This is a genomic window from Pseudomonas sp. WS 5410 (assembly GCF_012985645.1).
In the GTDB taxonomy this organism is placed as follows: Bacteria; Pseudomonadota; Gammaproteobacteria; order Pseudomonadales; family Pseudomonadaceae; genus Aquipseudomonas; species Aquipseudomonas shahriarae.
The window spans coordinates 81,323-97,742 of the sequence record NZ_JAAQWS010000004.1; the positions used below are offsets into that span (position 1 = coordinate 81,323).

Sequence of the window (16,420 nt, forward strand, 5' to 3'; positions counted from 1 at the left end):
GGCGAGGAGGTGCTAGGATACTGATCCGTATTAGCGGCGGCCACTGCGGCTGTCATATCGTTTCGGATCCAGTCGTCGTAAAGATGGAGTTATCCGTGGGTTTCCCCGGTTTTAATTCGCTTTTCGCCGATTTTATCGCTTCAGTCCTATATTGAATCGATTTGTTGAGGCTGTATTCACGCCTCACAAAATGCTGCGCATGAACAAGCTGGCTAAAAAACAGTCTGTTGCGCATCGAATATTATTTACCGAGGCGCCTCCTTGGCGCGTCGCTACCGTGAGATAGCCGTCCTCCATGTTTGGTTCCAACGACGACAAGAAGAGCCCAGCTGCGGCTGGCGAGAAAAAAGGCCTGTTCGGATGGCTGCGCAAAAAGCCGCAGGAAACCGTCGTCGAACAGCCGCAAGTCCAACCTGAGCCGGTGCCTGAGCCTGTTCTGCAAGCGGAACCGGCGATTGAGCCCGTGGCCGAGCCTGTCGTCGAGACGCCAGCGCCGGTGGTGCTGCCTATCGCCGAGCCGGTTTTGCAGCCGGAGGTGGAGGCTGCGCCAGAGCCAGAGCCAGAGCATAAGCCGTGGCCGCCATTGCCGGTGGCTGAAGAGCCTGTTGCGTTGGTCGAGGATGTGCAGGCCGAACATGTGACGCCGCCGATCCCTGTGGTGGTGGAGCCGGTCCAGGTCGCCGTCGAGCCACAGCCCGTTGTCGTTGAGCCGGCGCCGTTGGTGGTCGAGCCAGTGGTTGCCGAGCCCGTTGCGGTGGTTGCCGAACCCGTCGCTGCACCTGCTGAAACCAGTAAGACCGGCTTCTTCGCCCGCCTCAAGCAAGGCCTGAGCAAGACCAGCGCGAGCATCGGCGAAGGCATGGCCAGCCTGTTCCTGGGCAAGAAGATCATTGATGACGAGTTGCTCGAAGATATCGAGACCCGCCTGCTGACCGCTGACGTGGGCGTCGAAGCCACTGCCGTGATCATCCAGAGCCTGACCCAGAAGGTGGCGCGCAAGCAGCTCACCGACGCCGACGCGCTTTACAAGTCATTGCAGGCCGAACTGGCCGCCATGCTCAAGCCGGTGGAAGCACCGCTGGTGATTACCGAGAAAAAACCCTTTGTGATCCTGGTGGTCGGCGTCAACGGCGCCGGCAAGACCACCACCATCGGCAAGCTGGCGAAGAAGCTGCAACTGGAAGGCAAGAAAGTCATGCTCGCCGCCGGTGACACCTTCCGCGCCGCCGCCGTAGAGCAATTGCAGGTGTGGGGCGAGCGCAACAAGATCCCGGTGATCGCCCAGCATACCGGCGCCGATTCTGCCTCGGTGATCTTCGACGCCGTGCAGGCCGCCAAGGCCCGCAACATCGACGTACTGATTGCCGATACCGCTGGTCGCCTGCATACCAAAGACAACTTGATGGAAGAGTTGAAGAAAGTCCGCCGGGTGATGGGCAAGCTCGACGCCGACGCGCCGCACGAGGTGCTGTTGGTGCTGGACGCCGGTACTGGGCAGAACGCCATCAGCCAGGCCAAGCAATTCAACCAGACAGTCCAACTGACTGGCCTGGCGTTGACTAAGCTCGATGGCACGGCCAAGGGTGGGGTGATTTTCGCCCTGGCTAAACAATTCGGGCTGCCGATTCGTTATATCGGTGTAGGCGAAGGTATTGATGACCTGCGCACGTTTGAGGCCGAACCCTTTGTCCAGGCACTGTTTGCCGAGCGGGAGCGTTCATGATTCGTTTTGAACAGGTGGGCAAGCGCTACGCCAACGGGCATGTCGGCTTGCATGAGCTGAGTTTCCGGGTGCGCCGTGGCGAGTTCTTGTTTGTCACCGGTCATTCCGGGGCCGGCAAAAGTACGTTGCTGCGCCTGCTGCTGGCCATGGAGCGCCCGACCACCGGCAAACTGCTGCTGGCAGGCCAGGACCTGGCCACCATCAGCAATGCGCAGATCCCGTTCCTGCGTCGGCAGATCGGCGTGGTGTTCCAGAACCACCAGTTGCTGTTCGATCGCACGGTGTTCAACAACATCGCCCTGCCATTGCAGATCCTCGGGCTGTCCAAGGCCGAGATCGTCAAGCGTGTGGATTCGGCCCTGGAGCGCGTGGCGCTGTCGGACAAGACCGACCTGTATCCCGGCGACCTGTCCACCGGCCAGCAACAGCGCGTCGGCATTGCCCGCGCCATCGTCCATCGCCCGGCCTTGCTGCTGGCGGACGAACCCACCGGTAACCTCGACCCGCGCCTGGCGGCGGAGATCATGGGTGTCTTTGAAGACATCAACCGCCTGGGCACCAGTGTGCTGATTGCCAGTCACGACCTGGCATTGATCGCGCGTATGCGCCATCGCATGTTGACCCTGCAGCGCGGGCGCCTGATCGGTGACGGGGAGGCCGGCGTATGAGTGCCACACGCAGCCCTAAAGTTTCCGAGCGCGTGGCGCCGAAAGCCGCCGACCCGCAACCGCAGAAAAAGAAACGCGACGATGATGACGGTCCTGACTTCAGCACCTTGCTGCACGCCTGGATCGAAAGCCATCGCGCCAGCCTGGTGGACAGCCTGCGCCGCCTGGGCAAGCAGCCGATTGGCAGCTTCTTCACCTGCCTGGTGATGGCCGTGGCGTTGAGCCTGCCGATGGGTTTGTCGTTGCTGCTGAATAATGTCGAGCGCCTGGGCGGTTCCTGGCAGCGCGCGGCGCAGATTTCCCTGTACCTGCAACTGGATGCCAGCGCCACTGAAGGCGAGGCCCTGCGCGAGCAGATCAAGAACCTGCCGGGTGTGGCGGATGCCGAGTACATCAGTCGCGACCAGGCGCTGGAAGAGTTCCAGCAACAGTCCGGCCTGGGTGAGGCGCTCAAGGAGCTGCCGCAGAACCCGCTGCCGGGGGTTGTGCTGGTCACGCCCAATGAAATCGACAAGACGGCCCTTGAAGCATTAAGACAAAAATTGGCTGAACTGCCCAAGGTGCAACAGGCGCAGCTTGATTTAGTGTGGGTCGAGCGTCTGGCGGCGATTCTCAAGCTGGGCGACCGGTTTGTCTTCGGCCTGACGGTGTTGCTGGTTTCTGCATTACTTTTGGTGATAGGCAATACCATTCGTCTTCATATTGAAAACCGCCGCACCGAGATAGAAGTGATTAAACTGGTCGGCGGCACAGACAGCTATGTGCGTCGTCCTTTTCTATATATGGGCGCGCTTTATGGCTTCGGTGCGGGGATTCTGTCCTGGGGCGTCCTGGCGTTTGGCCTGGATTGGCTGAACGACGCGGTAGTCGGCCTGGCCGGATTGTATGGCAGTGACTTTGCCCTGGCTGGCGTACCTGCGGCCGATGGTCTATCACTCTTGCTTGGCGCGGTGTTGTTGGGGTATATCGGTGCTTGGATTGCGGTCGCACGGCATCTGCGTGAGCTGGCGCCGAAGTAGTTAATGTCAGATTAATGTGGTTTCGTTTGTATTGACCGTATCAGTGGTTTAGGGAACTTGTCCTACGGTTCCCGGTCAATTTTCGCAGTGCTGAACTGCACGAGTTATGTGAGTCGGAGGTTTTTTCGTATGACCACTTCTTTGCAACCTGCTTATGCTCTGGTCCCGGGTGCGAACCTGGAGGCTTATGTGCACACGGTCAACAGCATTCCATTGCTGACGCCTGAGCAGGAGCGTGAACTGGCCGAGAGTCTCTACTATGAGCAGGATTTGGGGGCGGCTCGGCAGATGGTGCTCGCCCACCTGCGTTTTGTCGTACATATCGCCCGTAGCTATAGCGGCTACGGCCTGGCCCAGGCTGACCTGATCCAGGAAGGCAACGTCGGCCTGATGAAGGCTGTAAAACGCTTCAACCCGGAAATGGGTGTGCGCCTGGTGTCGTTCGCTGTGCACTGGATCAAGGCGGAAATCCACGAGTTCATCCTGCGCAACTGGCGCATCGTGAAAGTGGCGACCACCAAGGCCCAGCGCAAGCTGTTCTTCAACCTGCGCAGCCAGAAGAAACGCCTGGCGTGGCTGAACAACGAGGAAGTCCACCGTGTGGCGGAAAGCCTCGGTGTGGAGCCTCGGGAAGTGCGCGAGATGGAAAGTCGCCTGACCGGCCATGACATGGCCTTCGACCCGGCCGCCGAAGCGGACGACGACAGCGCTTTCCAATCGCCGGCCAACTACCTGGAAGACCACCGGTACGACCCGGCGCGTCAACTGGAAGATGCCGATTGGAGCGACAACTCCAACCACAACCTGCACGAAGCGCTGGAAGTGCTGGACGACCGCAGCCGTGACATCCTCTACCAGCGCTGGCTGGCAGAAGAAAAAGCCACGCTGCACGACCTGGCGCAGAAGTACAACGTGTCGGCCGAGCGTATTCGTCAGCTTGAGAAGAGCGCGATGAATAAGCTGAAACTGTCGATCGCCGCCTAACACGCTGCGAACGACCAAAAAAATGCCCCGATCGAAAGATCGGGGCATTTTTGTTCGTGCCCGAAAAACCTCAAGCCTTACGCGGTCCAGGGTGTAGGCGCTGGCTGGCCTGCGATCGCGGTGGGTCAGCCAGCCCTATTGGGTGGTGTCAGTTGGCCCACGGCGCCTGCCGCGTACTGTTCAGCTCATTCAAATAGCCGGTACCACCCAACTGCCCCATCTGCTGACGAATCCAAGCCGCCCGCCGCGCCACATACGCCGTCGGATGGCTGGCACTCCACACCCGTGGATTAGGCAGTACAGCGGCCAGATAGCTGGCCTGCTGCCGCGAAAGCCCCTTGGCACCCACGCCAAAATGATGCCGCGCCGCCGCCTCTGCGCCAAACACCCCTTCATCCCACTCCACACTGTTGAGGTACACCTCAAGGATCCGCTGCTTGGGCCACAGGATCTCGATCAACCCGGTAAACCAGGCTTCCAGGCCCTTGCGCAAGTAACTGCGGCCGGCCCACAGGAACAGGTTCTTCGATACCTGCTGGCTCAGCGTACTGGCACCGCGAATCGAACCACCGCGCTCGTTATGCAGCAAAGCGGCCTGGATCGCACCAAAGTCAAAGCCCCAATGCTGCGGGAAGCGCTGGTCCTCGCCGGCCATCACCGCGACTTTCAGGTCATCGGAGATCTCATCCCACGGCACCCAGGTCCGTTGCAGGTCAATGGGCTCGCTGTCGATCCAGGATTCGATCTTGCGCTCGACCATCAGTGCGGTGAACGGCGGCGGGACGACACGAAACAGCAGCACCAGCAAAACACTGCCGATGACAAACCATTTCACGACTTTGAGAAAACGACTGAAGAGGACACGCAGCATAGAGATGGCTTGGCCGAACCCGTTGAGCGGGCCATTATACAGACCCTGCCCAATGAGTCTGACTGGAGTTCCTCATGTTGCGTGGCTTTCTGATGCTGGCTGCTTTTTTCGGTTTTACCGGTGTTGCCCTCGGCGCATTTGCCGCCCATGGCCTGAAAAAGAGCCTGAGTGCTGAGTACCTGGCGATTTTCCACACCGGTGTGACCTACCAGTTGGTGCACGCCCTGGCGTTGTTTGGCGTGGCCTTGCTCGCCGCGCATATGCCTGGGCGGCTGGTGCTGTGGGCCGGAGTGTCGTTCAGCATCGGTATCCTGTTGTTCTCCGGCAGCCTGTACCTGTTGACCACCATCGGCATCGGCAAACTGGGAATCATCACGCCGTTTGGCGGCCTGGCGTTCCTGATTGGCTGGCTGTGCCTGGGGCTCGCCGCCTGGCGCCTGCAACTGACCGCCTGACGCTTGTAGCTGACCTTCAGGTCACGATCAGGCTAGAATGCTGGCCCCTAAAAACGATGGCGGCCCGTGGCATGCGCATTCAATTGAACGGCGAATCCTATGAACTGCCCGACGGTGAAACCGTCGCGGCCCTGCTGACCCGTCTGGAACTGACCGGACGTCGCGTCGCAGTGGAGCTCAACCAGGATATCGTCCCGCGTAGCCAGCACACCGAAACCGCCCTCACCGAAGGCGACCAGGTCGAAGTGGTCCACGCCATCGGCGGCGGCTAGGCCCGGGGCAACTACCCGAATTCTGCAGAACCTCACCCCAACTCGAGGATTTCCCATGAGCATCGTTCGTAGCGACAAGCCCTTCGTCCTGGCCGGTCGTACTTACCAGTCGCGTTTGTTGGTAGGCACCGGCAAGTACCGCGACATGGAAGAAACCCGCCTGGCTATCGAAGCCTCGGGCGCCGAAATCGTGACAGTGGCCGTGCGCCGCACCAATATCGGCCAGAACCCGGGCGAACCGAACCTGCTGGATATCCTGCCGCCGGATCGCTACACCATCCTGCCGAACACTGCCGGTTGCTACGACGCCATCGAAGCCGTGCGCACCTGCCGCCTGGCCCGTGAGCTGCTCGACGGCCACAACCTGGTGAAGCTGGAAGTGCTGGCGGACCAGAAAACCCTGTTCCCCAACGTGATCGAAACCCTCAAGGCCGCCGAAACCCTGGTCAAGGAAGGTTTCGACGTGATGGTCTACACCAGCGATGACCCGATCATCGCCCGCCAACTGGCCGAGATCGGCTGCATCGCGGTGATGCCACTGGCCGGCCTGATCGGCACTGGCCTGGGGATCTGCAACCCGTACAACCTGCAGATCATCCTCGAAGAAGCCAAGATCCCGGTGCTGGTGGATGCCGGCGTCGGTACCGCGTCCGATGCCACCATTGCCATGGAGCTGGGCTGCGAAGCGGTGCTGATGAACTCGGCCATCGCCAACGCACAACAGCCGATCATGATGGCCGAAGCCATGAAACACGCGATTGTCGCCGGCCGCCTGGCGTACCTCGCCGGGCGTATGCCGAAAAAACTTTACGCCAGCGCCTCCTCGCCGCTGGATGGTCTGATCAAGTAAGAGCCATTGATGACTGAATCAAACGAAACGCCGAACCCCGTGGAAGAAGGCGACGAGTCCAAGCACCGCCGCATCAAGAGTTTTGTGATGCGTGCCGGGCGCATGACCGAAGGCCAGCAAAAGGGCCTCGACCAGGGCGCGCCGCTGTTCGTCCTGCCCCTGGCTGACGCGCCGGTGGACTTTGACCAGGTGTTTGGCCGTTCTGCCCCGCGCTCCCTGGAGATCGGCTTCGGCATGGGCCATTCCCTGCTGGAAATGGCTGCAGCGTCGCCCGAGCAAGACTTTATCGGTGTGGAAGTGCACCGTCCGGGCGTAGGCGCACTGCTCAACGGCGTGCTGACCCAGGGCCTGAAAAACCTGCGGGTCTATGACTGCGACGCGATCGAAGTGCTCAACCGCTGCATCGCCGATAACAGCCTCGACCGCCTGATGCTGTTTTTCCCGGATCCATGGCACAAGAGCCGTCACCACAAGCGCCGTATCGTCCAGGCGTCCTTCGCGGAGCTGGTGCGCAGCAAACTCAAGGTCGGCGGCATCCTGCACATGGCCACCGATTGGGAACCGTATGCGGAGTACATGCTGGAAGTGATGAACGTCGCCCCTGGCTACCGCAACCTGGCCGAAGATGGTCAGTGCGTACCACGCCCGGCCGAGCGTCCGATCACCAAGTTCGAACGCCGTGGCGAGCGATTGGGGCATGGGGTTTGGGATTTGAAGTTCGAAAAGCTGGCGTAATCAGCTAGCAAGCTGAAATGCGATTAACTGTGGGAGCTGGCTTGCCGGCGATAGCATCACTTCGGTGTCACTGATACACCGAGGTGCTTGCATCGCAGGCAAGCCAGCTCCCACAGTTGTTTTGTGGTGGGCTTTGAGTCAGCGGCGGTCGGCAACCACGCCAATCAACACCAGCACCACCAACAGCACCGGTGCCAGGCTGTAGTTATTGAACTGGCTCAACCCCCGCACAATCCAGGGTGTGGCGTAGATCAGCGCAGCACCGCTGCCGATCATGCACAGCAGGGCCATCAACGGTACGCGCAAGGCGCCGGCGATGTTGCCCAGGCGTGCTTCGACCCAACCCTTGATATCGGCGCCGAATAGCACCAACAGGCAGCCTACCAGCGCCAGGGAGATTTCCGACAGGTTGCTACGGCTCCAGCGGGATACGGTGGCGAGCAGGTCGAGTACCAGATCCATTCGATTTCCTTAGAGCGATCAGCTCAAAAACTTCTGCAGCAGGTCATTGAGAAAGAGTTGCCCACGGTCCGTGGCCGTCAGGCGTGACGGTTCGACCTGCAATAAGCCACTTTGTTCGGCATCCCTGCGGGCTTGTTCCAGGCTGGCCAAGTCCAGGCCGGTGCGCTCGGCATACAGCCTGGCTTCGACGCCCTCGGTCAGGCGCAGGGCGTTCATCAGGAACTCAAAGGGCAACTCTTCATTGCTCAGCTCTTTCGACCCGGCCTGGAAGGTTTTTGCCGGGTTGAGGTAGTCCTTCGGTGCGCGGGTCTTCCAGGTGCGCACGATGCGCCCGTCTGGATGGCTGAGCTTGCCGTGGGCGCCGGCGCCGATGCCGATAAAGTCGCCAAAACTCCAGTAATTGAGGTTATGCCGCGCGGGCCGGCCCGGCTGGGCGTAGGCCGAGACTTCATATTGCGCGTAGCCGTGTTCGGCGAGCAGGGCCTGGCCGGCTTCCTGGATATCCCACAGGGTGTCGTCTTCCGGCAGCGTCGGCGGCTGGTTCCAGAACACAGTGTTGGGTTCCAGGGTCAGTTGGTACCACGACAGATGGGTCGGCTTGAGCGCAATCGCCTGGCGCAGGTCGCCCAGGGCGTCGTCCAGGGATTGGTCGGGCAAACCGTGCATCAGGTCCAGGTTGAAGTTATCGAAGCCGGCCTGGCGTGCCATGCCGGCGGCGCGTACGGCTTCGTCGCCGTTGTGGATGCGGCCCAGGGCCTTGAGCTTGTCCTGCTGGAAGCTCTGGATGCCAATCGACAGGCGATTGATCCCCAGCTTGCGGTAGGCGACGAACTTCTCTTGCTCGAAGGTACCGGGGTTGGCTTCCAGAGTGATCTCGATGTCGCGGGCAAACGGGATACGTTGCTCCACGCCCTCCAGCAACCGGCCCAGCGCCGCAGCACTGAACAGGCTTGGCGTGCCGCCGCCAAAGAAGATCGAACTCAGCTCGCGGCCATACACCGCGTGCAGGTCCTGATCCAGGTCCGCCAGCAACGCGTCGACATACTCTTCTTCCGGCAGCACCTTGCTGGCGGTGTGGGAGTTGAAGTCGCAATAGGGGCATTTACGCACGCACCACGGGATGTGGATGTACAGCGCCAGGGGCGGCAGTACTGGCAGGGCCGCCCGAGGTGTTTGCGCGCCACCGAGGATCAGGGGCTGCGCGGAGGTGTTCTGGGTCATTTCAAGCCCAGACGCTGGCGCAGCAAATCCATTGCGCGGGCGCGGTGGCTGATCTGGTTCTTGTCGGCGGGGCTCAGTTCGGCGCTGGACACATTGCGCTCCGGCACCCAGAACAGCGGGTCATAGCCAAACCCGTGCTCGCCGCTGGCCGCGTGCAGGATGCGCCCGTGCCACAAGCCTTCGCAGAGAATCGGCAGCGGGTCGTCGGCATGTCGCACCAGGGCCAGCACACAGACAAACTGCGCGCCGCGCATCGCGTCCGGCACGTCCTTGAGGGCGTCCAGCAGCTTGGCGTTGTTCGCCGCGTCGCCTTTGCCGTCGGCATAGCGCGCCGAGTAGATGCCGGGGGCGCCGCCGAGGAAGTCCACGGCCAGGCCGGAGTCGTCGGCCAGTGCCGGCAGCCCGGAAATGCGCGCGGCATTGCGGGCCTTGAGGATGGCGTTCTCGACGAACGACAGGCCGGTTTCCTCCGGCTCCACCTGGCTGAACTCGCCAATCGAGCGCAATTGCACCGATTCGCCGAGCATGGCCTGGAGTTCCTTGAGTTTGCCGGCGTTATGGCTGGCCAGTACGAGTTGTGTCAGGTTCATTATTCGGCCGGGAACAGTTCTTGGGTGAAACTGAAGCCGTGGGCTTTGCCGCCGGTTTCAACATTGATGGTAAAGGTGCGGAATTCCTGTTGCGGCACCGAGTAGGGGGCGAGGTAGTAGATAGCGCCTTTTTCGGTGATTTGCTTGAAGGTCAGCATTTCACTCTTGCCGGTCAAGTCCTTGATCGTGCCGGTCACTTGGGCCGCCACGGGCTCCACGCCCTTGATCACCGAGACATTGATCATGCCCTTGTTCTTGCTGCGCACCACGCCCACGGCCTGGGCCGTCTCGGGTTGCAGGAAGCTGGAGGTGAAGGTGCTGTAGTGCACGGTGATATCACCAAACGCCTTCTGCCGATTGCTGTCGATAGGGCCGGCAGCCATGGCGCTGGCGCCCAGGCAGGCGGTGAGTAGAAAAATAGCCAGGCGACTCATGATCGTCCTCCTCGAAAATGGTTAGACGGCAATCTGATGATCGGTCAGGCCAGGACTGCTGACCCGATAAATCCCGATTTCACCTAAAAGATTAGGCCATAGCTTACTTGCCCAGCCGTGGCGATGCTGTTGATCGACGGCAAGGCGATTGATCACCTTGGCTTCGCGCCCGCTGCACAGCGCTTCGAAGTCCTCGAAGGTGCAGAAGTGAATATTGGGCGTGTTGTACCAGGTGTACGGCAGGAAGTCCGATACCGGCATCCGGCCCTTGGTGGCCAGGTACCAGCGGCAGCGCCAGTGGCCGAAGTTGGGGAAGGTGATGATGCACTGGCGGCCGACGCGCAGCATTTCGTCGAGGATCCGGTCCGGGTAATGCACAGCCTGCAGGGCCTGGGTCATCACCACGATATCGAAGCTGTTGCTGGCAAAGTTGCCCAGGCCCTTGTCCAGGTCCTGCTCGATTACGTTGATGCCCTTGGCCACGCACTGGGCGATGTTGTCCGGGTCGTTTTCCAGGCCATAGCCGGTGACTTGCTTGTTGTCGCGCAGCCAGCTCAGCAGTTCGCCATCGCCGCAACCCAGGTCGAGCACGCGGCTGCCGGCGGGGATCCAGTCTTGGATGATTTCCAGGTCGGCTCTCATGGCGTTCTCACAAAGTTATGCGGTTCATGTAATTGCTGAAGGCCTGCAGATAGCGCGGGATCGGGATCAGGAAGGCATCGTGGCCCTGCGGTGCGTCGATCTCCAGGTAGCAGACGTCTTTGCGCGCAGCCATCAGCGCATCCACCAGCTCCCGCGAACGGGCCGGCGAGAAGCGCCAGTCGGTGGTGAATGACATCACGCAGAACTTGGCCGTGGCGCCTTCGAAGGTCTTCGCCAGGTCGTCATCAAAGTTTGCCGCCGGGTCGAAGTAGTCCAGGGCCTTGGTCATCAGCAGGTAGGTATTGGCGTCGAAACGCCCGGAAAACTCCTCGCCCTGGTAACGCAGGTAGCTTTCGACCTGGAATTCGACGCTGTGGAAGTCGTAGTTGAGCTTCTCGCTCTTGAGCCCACGGCCGAATTTTTCGCCCATGGAGTCATCCGACAGGTAGGTGATATGTCCGACCATCCGCGCCAGCATCAAGCCGCGCTTGGGGATCACCCCGGCTTCCTGGAATGAACCGCCGTGGAACTCGGGGTCGGTGAGGATCGCCTGGCGCGCCACTTCGTTGAAGGCGATGTTCTGTGCCGACAACTTCGGGGCCGAGGCGATGGCCAGGCAATGGCGCACGCGGTCGGGGTAGGTAATGGTCCATTGCAGGGCCTGCATGCCGCCCAGGCTGCCGCCGATCACCGCTGCCCATTGCTGGATGCCCAGCCGGTCGGCCAGGCGTGCCTGGCTGTGCACCCAGTCTTCCACGGTCAGTACCGGGAAGTCGGCGCCAAACGGCTTGCCGGTTTCCGGGTTGAGGCTGCTGGGGCCGGTGGAGCCGTTGCAGCCGCCGAGGTTGTTCAGGCTGACCACAAAGAACTTGTTGGTGTCGATGGGTTTGCCAGGGCCGATGCAGCTGTCCCACCAGCCGGGCTTGCGCTCGTCGGCGCTGTGGTAGCCGGCGGCGTGATGATGGCCCGACAGGGCGTGACAGATCAGCACGGCGTTGCTGGCCGTGGCGTTCAACGCACCGTAGGTTTCATAGATCAGGTCATAGGCCGGCAGCGACCGCCCGCAGGCCAGGGCCAGGGGTTCGCTGAAGTGCGCCACTTGGGGCACGACCAGTCCAACAGAATCGGGGGGAAAGGCAGTTGGCATCGACCCTGCTCTCGTTTAAATGAGGCGTAAGTCTAAAGAGCGGGGGGCCTAGCGGCAAGCGAAGGCCTGCATGGATTCACTTCAAGACACAGTTACAAAAATGTGGGGGCTTGCCTGCCCCCACATGTTGTCCCGCGCAGCCCGCAAACAGTCGTCAGATCAGCAGGCGCAGGATGTCCGGCATCATGGTCATTGCCGCCAGGTTGTTGATCACCAGCATGTCCAGGAGCTTGAGCACCATGAACGCGAGGATCGGCGAGATATCCAGGCCGCCGAGGTTCGGCAGGATCTTGCGGAATGGCGCCAGGGCCGGTTCGCAGATCTGGTTGACCAGTTCGGCGCCAGGGTTATGGCTGCCCGGTGCGACCCAGGACAGGATCACGCTGATGATCAGTGCAAAGAAGAAAATCTTCAGGAACAGCGCGGTCACGCCGATCAGGGCCCAGACCAGCAGTTGCAGGAAGTTGCCCATGGTGCCGTAGGTCAGCAGCAGCGTCAGGGCCATCAGCGCCAGTTGCACCAGGATCGCCAGCACCAGCGACGACATGTCCAGGCCGAACAAGCTCGGGATTACCCGGCGCAGCGGCTTGAGCAGCGGCTGGGTGGCCTTCACGGCGAATTGGCAGAGCGGGTTGTAGAAGTTGGCGCGTACCAGTTGCAGGACAAAGCGCAACAGCACGATCAGCAGGTAAAGGCTGCCGAGGGTTTGCAGTACATAGACGGCAGCGGTGTTCAAACCAATCATATTGGCTCCTTATTGACCCAGTTGTTCGGCAAGTTCAGCCGAGCGGTGCGCGGCGGCACCCAGTGCTTTTTCGACCAGGGCTTCAAAGCCCCCGGCCTGGAATGATTCGATGGCCGCCTGTGTGGTGCCATTGGGCGAGGTCACGCGACGACGCAATTCGGCCGCATCCACATCGCTGGAGACCACCATATGTGCGGCGCCGAGGGCGGTTTGCTGGGTCAGTTGCTCAGCGATTTCCCGTGGCAGGCCCAACTTCACGCCGGCGGCGGTCATGGCTTCGACCAGCAGGAAGAAATACGCCGGGCCACTGCCGGACACGGCGGTGACGGCGTCCAGTTGCTGCTCTTCTTCCAGCCACAGGGCCACACCCACGGCCGACAACAGCTCCTGGGCCTGCTCACGCTGGGCGGCGCTCACTTGGGCGGTGGCGTACAGGCCGCTGACACCCTGGCGCAGCAGCGATGGGGTGTTGGGCATGCAGCGCACGATGGGCTGGGCGCCGAGCCAGTTGTTCATGCTGGCGCAGTTGATACCGGCGGCAATCGACACCACCAGTTGCTGCGGCGCCAGGCTTGGGCGCAAGGCTTCGCACACGGCTTTCATGGCCTGTGGCTTGACCGCCAGTACGATCACGTCGACGCCCTGGATGGCTTCGGCGTTGTCGGCGAAGGTTTCGATACCGTGTTCTGCGCTCACCCGGGCACGGGTCTCGGCGCCCGGATCGCTGGCGCGAATCTGCGAGGCTTGCAGGCCCTTGGCCCGCAGGCCACCGATCAGGCTGGCCGCCATGTTACCGGCGCCGATAAAGGCTATACGCGTGCTGCTCATGACAGGTCCTTACTCAGATGGAAGTCAGCCATTTCATGGCTGGCCGTAGTCGCGGGCACCAAACAGCGCGGTACCGATCCGCACCCAGGTGGCCCCTTGGGCAATGGCCGACTCAAGGTCATGGCTCATGCCCATGGAAAGTGTGTCGAGCCCCAGGTCCAGGCTCACTTGCAAGTCACGCACAGCGGCAAACGCCGCATCTTGCTGTGCCCGGTCGTCGGTGGGCTCGGGGATCGCCATCAGGCCACGCAGCTTCAAGCGGGGCAGGGCCTGGATCGCCTCGGCCAGCGCTGGCAGGTCGGCGGGTGTACAGCCGGACTTGCTGGCTTCGCCACTGACATTGACCTGAATGCAGATATTGAGCGGCGGCAGGTCGGCCGGGCGTTGTTCGGACAGGCGTTGGGCAATTTTCAGGCGGTCCACGGAATGCACCCAAGCGAAATTCTCGGCGATAGCGCGCGTCTTGTTCGATTGAATGGGGCCGATGAAGTGCCAACTCAAGGGCAGGTCGGTTAAATCGGCCTGTTTGCCCAGGGCTTCCTGCAAGTAGTTCTCGCCGAAGTCGCGCATCCCGGCGGCGTAGGCTTCGCGCACGGCTTGCGCGGGTTTGGTCTTGCTCACGGCCAGCAAGTGCACGCTGGTTTCATCGCGTTGCACGGCCTGGGCCGCGGCACGGATCCGCTCGGTAACCAGGCCGATATTGTCTGCTATGGTCGACATTAAAGTTGCGCCCGCGGATATGGAGTCCGCGGCATTCTACTGGAAATGGATAGCCCTATGGACATCACTGAACTGCTGGCCGCAAGCGTCAGCCAGGGCGCCTCCGACCTGCATCTGTCGGCAGGCTTGGCGCCGAGGATGCGCGTCGATGGCGAGGTACTGCCACTGGATTGGCCGGTGCTGAGTGCTACGCAAGTAGCGGACTTGCTCAGCCCGATCCTCCATAAACACCAGCAAAAGGATTTCGAAACATCTCTTGAAACGGATTTTTCCTTCGATTTGCCTGGCGTCGCGCGCTTTCGCGCCAACGTGTTCTGCCAGCACCGTGGGCTGGGGGCGGTGTTCCGTGCGATCCCCTCTCGGGTCCAGAGCCTGGAAGCCCTGGGGCTGGGGGACATATTCCGGCGCATCGCCGAATTGCCCAGAGGGCTGGTGCTGGTGACTGGTGCCACGGGCTCGGGCAAGTCCACCACCCTGGCGGCGATGGTCGATTACCTCAACAGCACCCGTCAGCAGCACATCCTGACCCTTGAAGACCCTATCGAGTTTGTCCACGAACCGCGTAAAGCGCTGATCAGCCAACGCCAGGTGCACCGCGACACCCACAGTTTCTCGACGGCCCTGCGTTCGGCGCTGCGCGAAGACCCGGATGTGATCCTGGTTGGCGAGTTGCGCGACCTGGAAACCATCCGCCTGGCCCTGACGGCGGCGGAAACCGGGCACTTGGTGTTTGGCACCCTGCACACCAATTCGGCGGCGAAAACCGTGGATCGGCTGGTGGATGTGTTTCCGGCGGGGGAAAAGGCCATGGTCCGCTCGATGCTCTCGGAATCGCTGCAGGCGGTGGTGTCCCAGGTGTTGCTGAAGAAAGTCGGCGGCGGGCGCGTGGCGGCCCATGAAATCATGCTCGGTACACCGGCGATCCGCAACCTGATCCGTGAGGACAAGGTGGCGCAGTTGTATTCGGCGATTCAGACGGGCGGGGCGCTGGGGATGAAGACGTTGGATATGAGCTTGAAGGGGTTGGTCAGTCAGGGACTGGTCAGGCTTGAAGAGGCCCGGGAGCAGGCGAGGGTGCCCGCAGATATATAGGATGTGGGAGCTGGCTTGCCTGCGATGCAGGCAACTCGGTGTGTCAGTCACACTGAGGTGATGCTATCGCACGCAAGCCAGCTCCCACACAAGCCAGCATTCACATTTGCATTTACTGTCAGCGCTGCACAATCCGCAGGTTGTTCTGCTCTTTGGGCAGCACGCGCTTGGCAATCACGTAGTTCTTGTTCCAGAACGGCTTTTTCAGGGTGTCGATGCTGACCGACTTGCCACGGCGCGGTGCGTGGATAAAGCGGTCGTTGCCCAGGTAAATGGCAACATGGTTGACCTGGCGGCTCTTGAGCTTGAAGAACAACAGGTCGCCGGGCTTCAGATCCTTGCGATCAACCTTCTGCCCGTGGCCGCTGGCCATGGCGTTGGAGGTGCGTGGCAAATCCACTGCAGCCACATCATTGAAGGCGTATTTCACCAGGCCGCTGCAATCAAAGCCTTTACTTGGGCTGCTGCCGCCCCAACGATAAGGGGTACCGAGCACGTTGACGGCACGGCTCAAGACTTTGCTGCTTTGCTGGTTATTGCTCGCTACCAGGCCCGGAACTGCTTTAACGTTGGCCTTGCTCAGCTGAGTCGGGCGCTTGACGGTGAGCTTTGCCGATTTGGCGGAGGTGGTAGTGGCGTGAACTTTAGGGGTAAAACCATTAACGTTCGGAAGTCGTTGCTCACGATTGGTGGCGTGGGCGGCCAGTGGCATCAATAGGCAAATGGTTAGCCATGTCTTTAAAAATGGTCGCATAAGGCAGGCTCTTGTTGGTTTGCGCGCAACTTTATAACAGCTTTTAGTGTCTTTCTCAGGCCGTCTGTCGACTGAACCTTGACGTCAAAATCAGGAAAACCGCGACGAACTGTCGCAATTGTCCTACACAAGTCAGGCGGTATAAGGCTTTGAGGGAAGCGACGATAACATTTGCCGTACGTCGGGTGCCTGTAAAAAAGTCACAAAG

At 61.0% G+C, this 16,420-nt stretch carries 20 protein-coding genes; 9 read left to right on the forward strand and 11 right to left on the reverse strand.

Translation table 11 applies throughout. The features are described from left to right. Nucleotides 1-295 precede the first annotated feature (295 nt). The 4 genes from ftsY (at nt 296) to rpoH (ending at nt 4,394) form a co-directional block, all read left to right on the forward strand. Nucleotides 296-1,723, forward strand: a complete 1,428-nt coding sequence (gene ftsY / locus HBO24_RS07955; RefSeq protein ID WP_169960105.1) for a signal recognition particle-docking protein FtsY — start codon at nt 296-298, stop codon at nt 1,721-1,723. Continuing rightward, nucleotides 1,720-2,391, forward strand: a complete 672-nt coding sequence (gene ftsE / locus HBO24_RS07960) for a cell division ATP-binding protein FtsE (protein WP_003213784.1) — start codon at nt 1,720-1,722, stop codon at nt 2,389-2,391. Before ftsY ends, ftsE begins: the two co-directional genes overlap by 4 nt. After that, on the forward strand, nt 2,388-3,410 hold the full coding sequence (gene ftsX, locus HBO24_RS07965) for a permease-like cell division protein FtsX (RefSeq protein ID WP_057440383.1): 1,023 nt from the start codon (nt 2,388-2,390) through the stop codon (nt 3,408-3,410). Before ftsE ends, ftsX begins: the two co-directional genes overlap by 4 nt. Nucleotides 3,411-3,539: 129 nt before the next feature. Continuing rightward, nucleotides 3,540-4,394: an RNA polymerase sigma factor RpoH gene (gene rpoH, locus HBO24_RS07970; protein ID WP_003176698.1), complete on the forward strand. Its 855-nt coding sequence runs from the start codon at nt 3,540-3,542 to the stop codon at nt 4,392-4,394. Between the two features lie 148 nt (nt 4,395-4,542). Here rpoH and mtgA read toward each other — a convergent pair whose 3' ends face one another. After that, on the reverse strand, nt 4,543-5,265 hold the full coding sequence (gene mtgA, locus HBO24_RS07975) for a monofunctional biosynthetic peptidoglycan transglycosylase (RefSeq protein ID WP_057440382.1): 723 nt from the start codon (nt 5,263-5,265) through the stop codon (nt 4,543-4,545). Nucleotides 5,266-5,339: 74 nt separating this feature from the next. Between mtgA and HBO24_RS07980 the strand changes: the two genes are divergently transcribed. The 4 genes from HBO24_RS07980 (at nt 5,340) to trmB (ending at nt 7,577) form a co-directional block, all read left to right on the forward strand. After that, complete coding sequence (locus HBO24_RS07980; protein ID WP_057440381.1) at nt 5,340-5,720, forward strand: DUF423 domain-containing protein; 381 nt, start codon at nt 5,340-5,342, stop codon at nt 5,718-5,720. A gap of 71 nt (nt 5,721-5,791) precedes the next feature. Beyond that, nucleotides 5,792-5,992, forward strand: coding sequence for a sulfur carrier protein ThiS (thiS, locus tag HBO24_RS07985; RefSeq protein WP_162947777.1), 201 nt, complete (start codon nt 5,792-5,794; stop codon nt 5,990-5,992). Between the two features lie 55 nt (nt 5,993-6,047). Further along, nucleotides 6,048-6,842, forward strand: coding sequence for a thiazole synthase (locus HBO24_RS07990; RefSeq protein ID WP_017845016.1), 795 nt, complete (start codon nt 6,048-6,050; stop codon nt 6,840-6,842). A gap of 9 nt (nt 6,843-6,851) precedes the next feature. Further along, complete coding sequence (gene trmB, locus HBO24_RS07995; protein WP_057440379.1) at nt 6,852-7,577, forward strand: tRNA (guanosine(46)-N7)-methyltransferase TrmB; 726 nt, start codon at nt 6,852-6,854, stop codon at nt 7,575-7,577. Between the two features lie 138 nt (nt 7,578-7,715). Here trmB and HBO24_RS08000 read toward each other — a convergent pair whose 3' ends face one another. From HBO24_RS08000 to HBO24_RS08040, 9 genes are all read right to left on the reverse strand, one after another. Further along, a complete protein-coding gene (locus tag HBO24_RS08000) occupies nt 7,716-8,039 on the reverse strand; it encodes a DUF3392 domain-containing protein (RefSeq protein WP_029300493.1) in 324 nt (107 codons plus the stop codon). 18 nt (nt 8,040-8,057) lie between these two features. Beyond that, a complete protein-coding gene (hemW, locus tag HBO24_RS08005) occupies nt 8,058-9,260 on the reverse strand; it encodes a radical SAM family heme chaperone HemW (protein ID WP_233092132.1) in 1,203 nt (400 codons plus the stop codon). Beyond that, a complete protein-coding gene (gene rdgB, locus HBO24_RS08010; protein ID WP_027606096.1) occupies nt 9,257-9,853 on the reverse strand; it encodes an RdgB/HAM1 family non-canonical purine NTP pyrophosphatase in 597 nt (198 codons plus the stop codon). The genes hemW and rdgB overlap by 4 nt, the downstream gene beginning before the upstream one ends. Next, nucleotides 9,850-10,284 carry a DUF4426 domain-containing protein gene (locus HBO24_RS08015; protein WP_029300487.1) on the reverse strand — a complete coding sequence of 145 codons (435 nt, stop codon included), beginning with the start codon at nt 10,282-10,284 and terminating at the stop codon, nt 9,850-9,852. Before HBO24_RS08015 ends, rdgB begins: the two co-directional genes overlap by 4 nt. 21 nt (nt 10,285-10,305) lie before the next feature. After that, nucleotides 10,306-10,926, reverse strand: coding sequence for a methionine biosynthesis protein MetW (metW, locus tag HBO24_RS08020; RefSeq protein ID WP_029300485.1), 621 nt, complete (start codon nt 10,924-10,926; stop codon nt 10,306-10,308). Between the two features lie 7 nt (nt 10,927-10,933). Then, nucleotides 10,934-12,073 (reverse strand): homoserine O-acetyltransferase, encoded by a 1,140-nt coding sequence (locus HBO24_RS08025; protein WP_120734289.1) that lies wholly within the window; start codon nt 12,071-12,073, stop codon nt 10,934-10,936. A 154-nt stretch (nt 12,074-12,227) separates the two neighbouring features. After that, nucleotides 12,228-12,818, reverse strand: coding sequence for a YggT family protein (locus HBO24_RS08030; RefSeq protein ID WP_057440376.1), 591 nt, complete (start codon nt 12,816-12,818; stop codon nt 12,228-12,230). Between the two features lie 9 nt (nt 12,819-12,827). Continuing rightward, nucleotides 12,828-13,646: a pyrroline-5-carboxylate reductase gene (gene proC, locus HBO24_RS08035; RefSeq protein WP_057440375.1), complete on the reverse strand. Its 819-nt coding sequence runs from the start codon at nt 13,644-13,646 to the stop codon at nt 12,828-12,830. 33 nt (nt 13,647-13,679) lie between these two features. Then, nucleotides 13,680-14,366 (reverse strand): YggS family pyridoxal phosphate-dependent enzyme, encoded by a 687-nt coding sequence (locus tag HBO24_RS08040; protein WP_170045719.1) that lies wholly within the window; start codon nt 14,364-14,366, stop codon nt 13,680-13,682. Between the two features lie 57 nt (nt 14,367-14,423). Here HBO24_RS08040 and HBO24_RS08045 point away from each other — a divergent pair, with 57 nt between their 5' ends. Beyond that, nucleotides 14,424-15,458 carry a type IV pilus twitching motility protein PilT gene (locus HBO24_RS08045; protein ID WP_170059529.1) on the forward strand — a complete coding sequence of 345 codons (1,035 nt, stop codon included), beginning with the start codon at nt 14,424-14,426 and terminating at the stop codon, nt 15,456-15,458. A 118-nt stretch (nt 15,459-15,576) separates the two neighbouring features. Here HBO24_RS08045 and HBO24_RS08050 read toward each other — a convergent pair whose 3' ends face one another. Further along, complete coding sequence (locus HBO24_RS08050) at nt 15,577-16,212, reverse strand: C40 family peptidase (RefSeq protein ID WP_057440373.1); 636 nt, start codon at nt 16,210-16,212, stop codon at nt 15,577-15,579. Nucleotides 16,213-16,420: the final 208 nt, after the last annotated feature.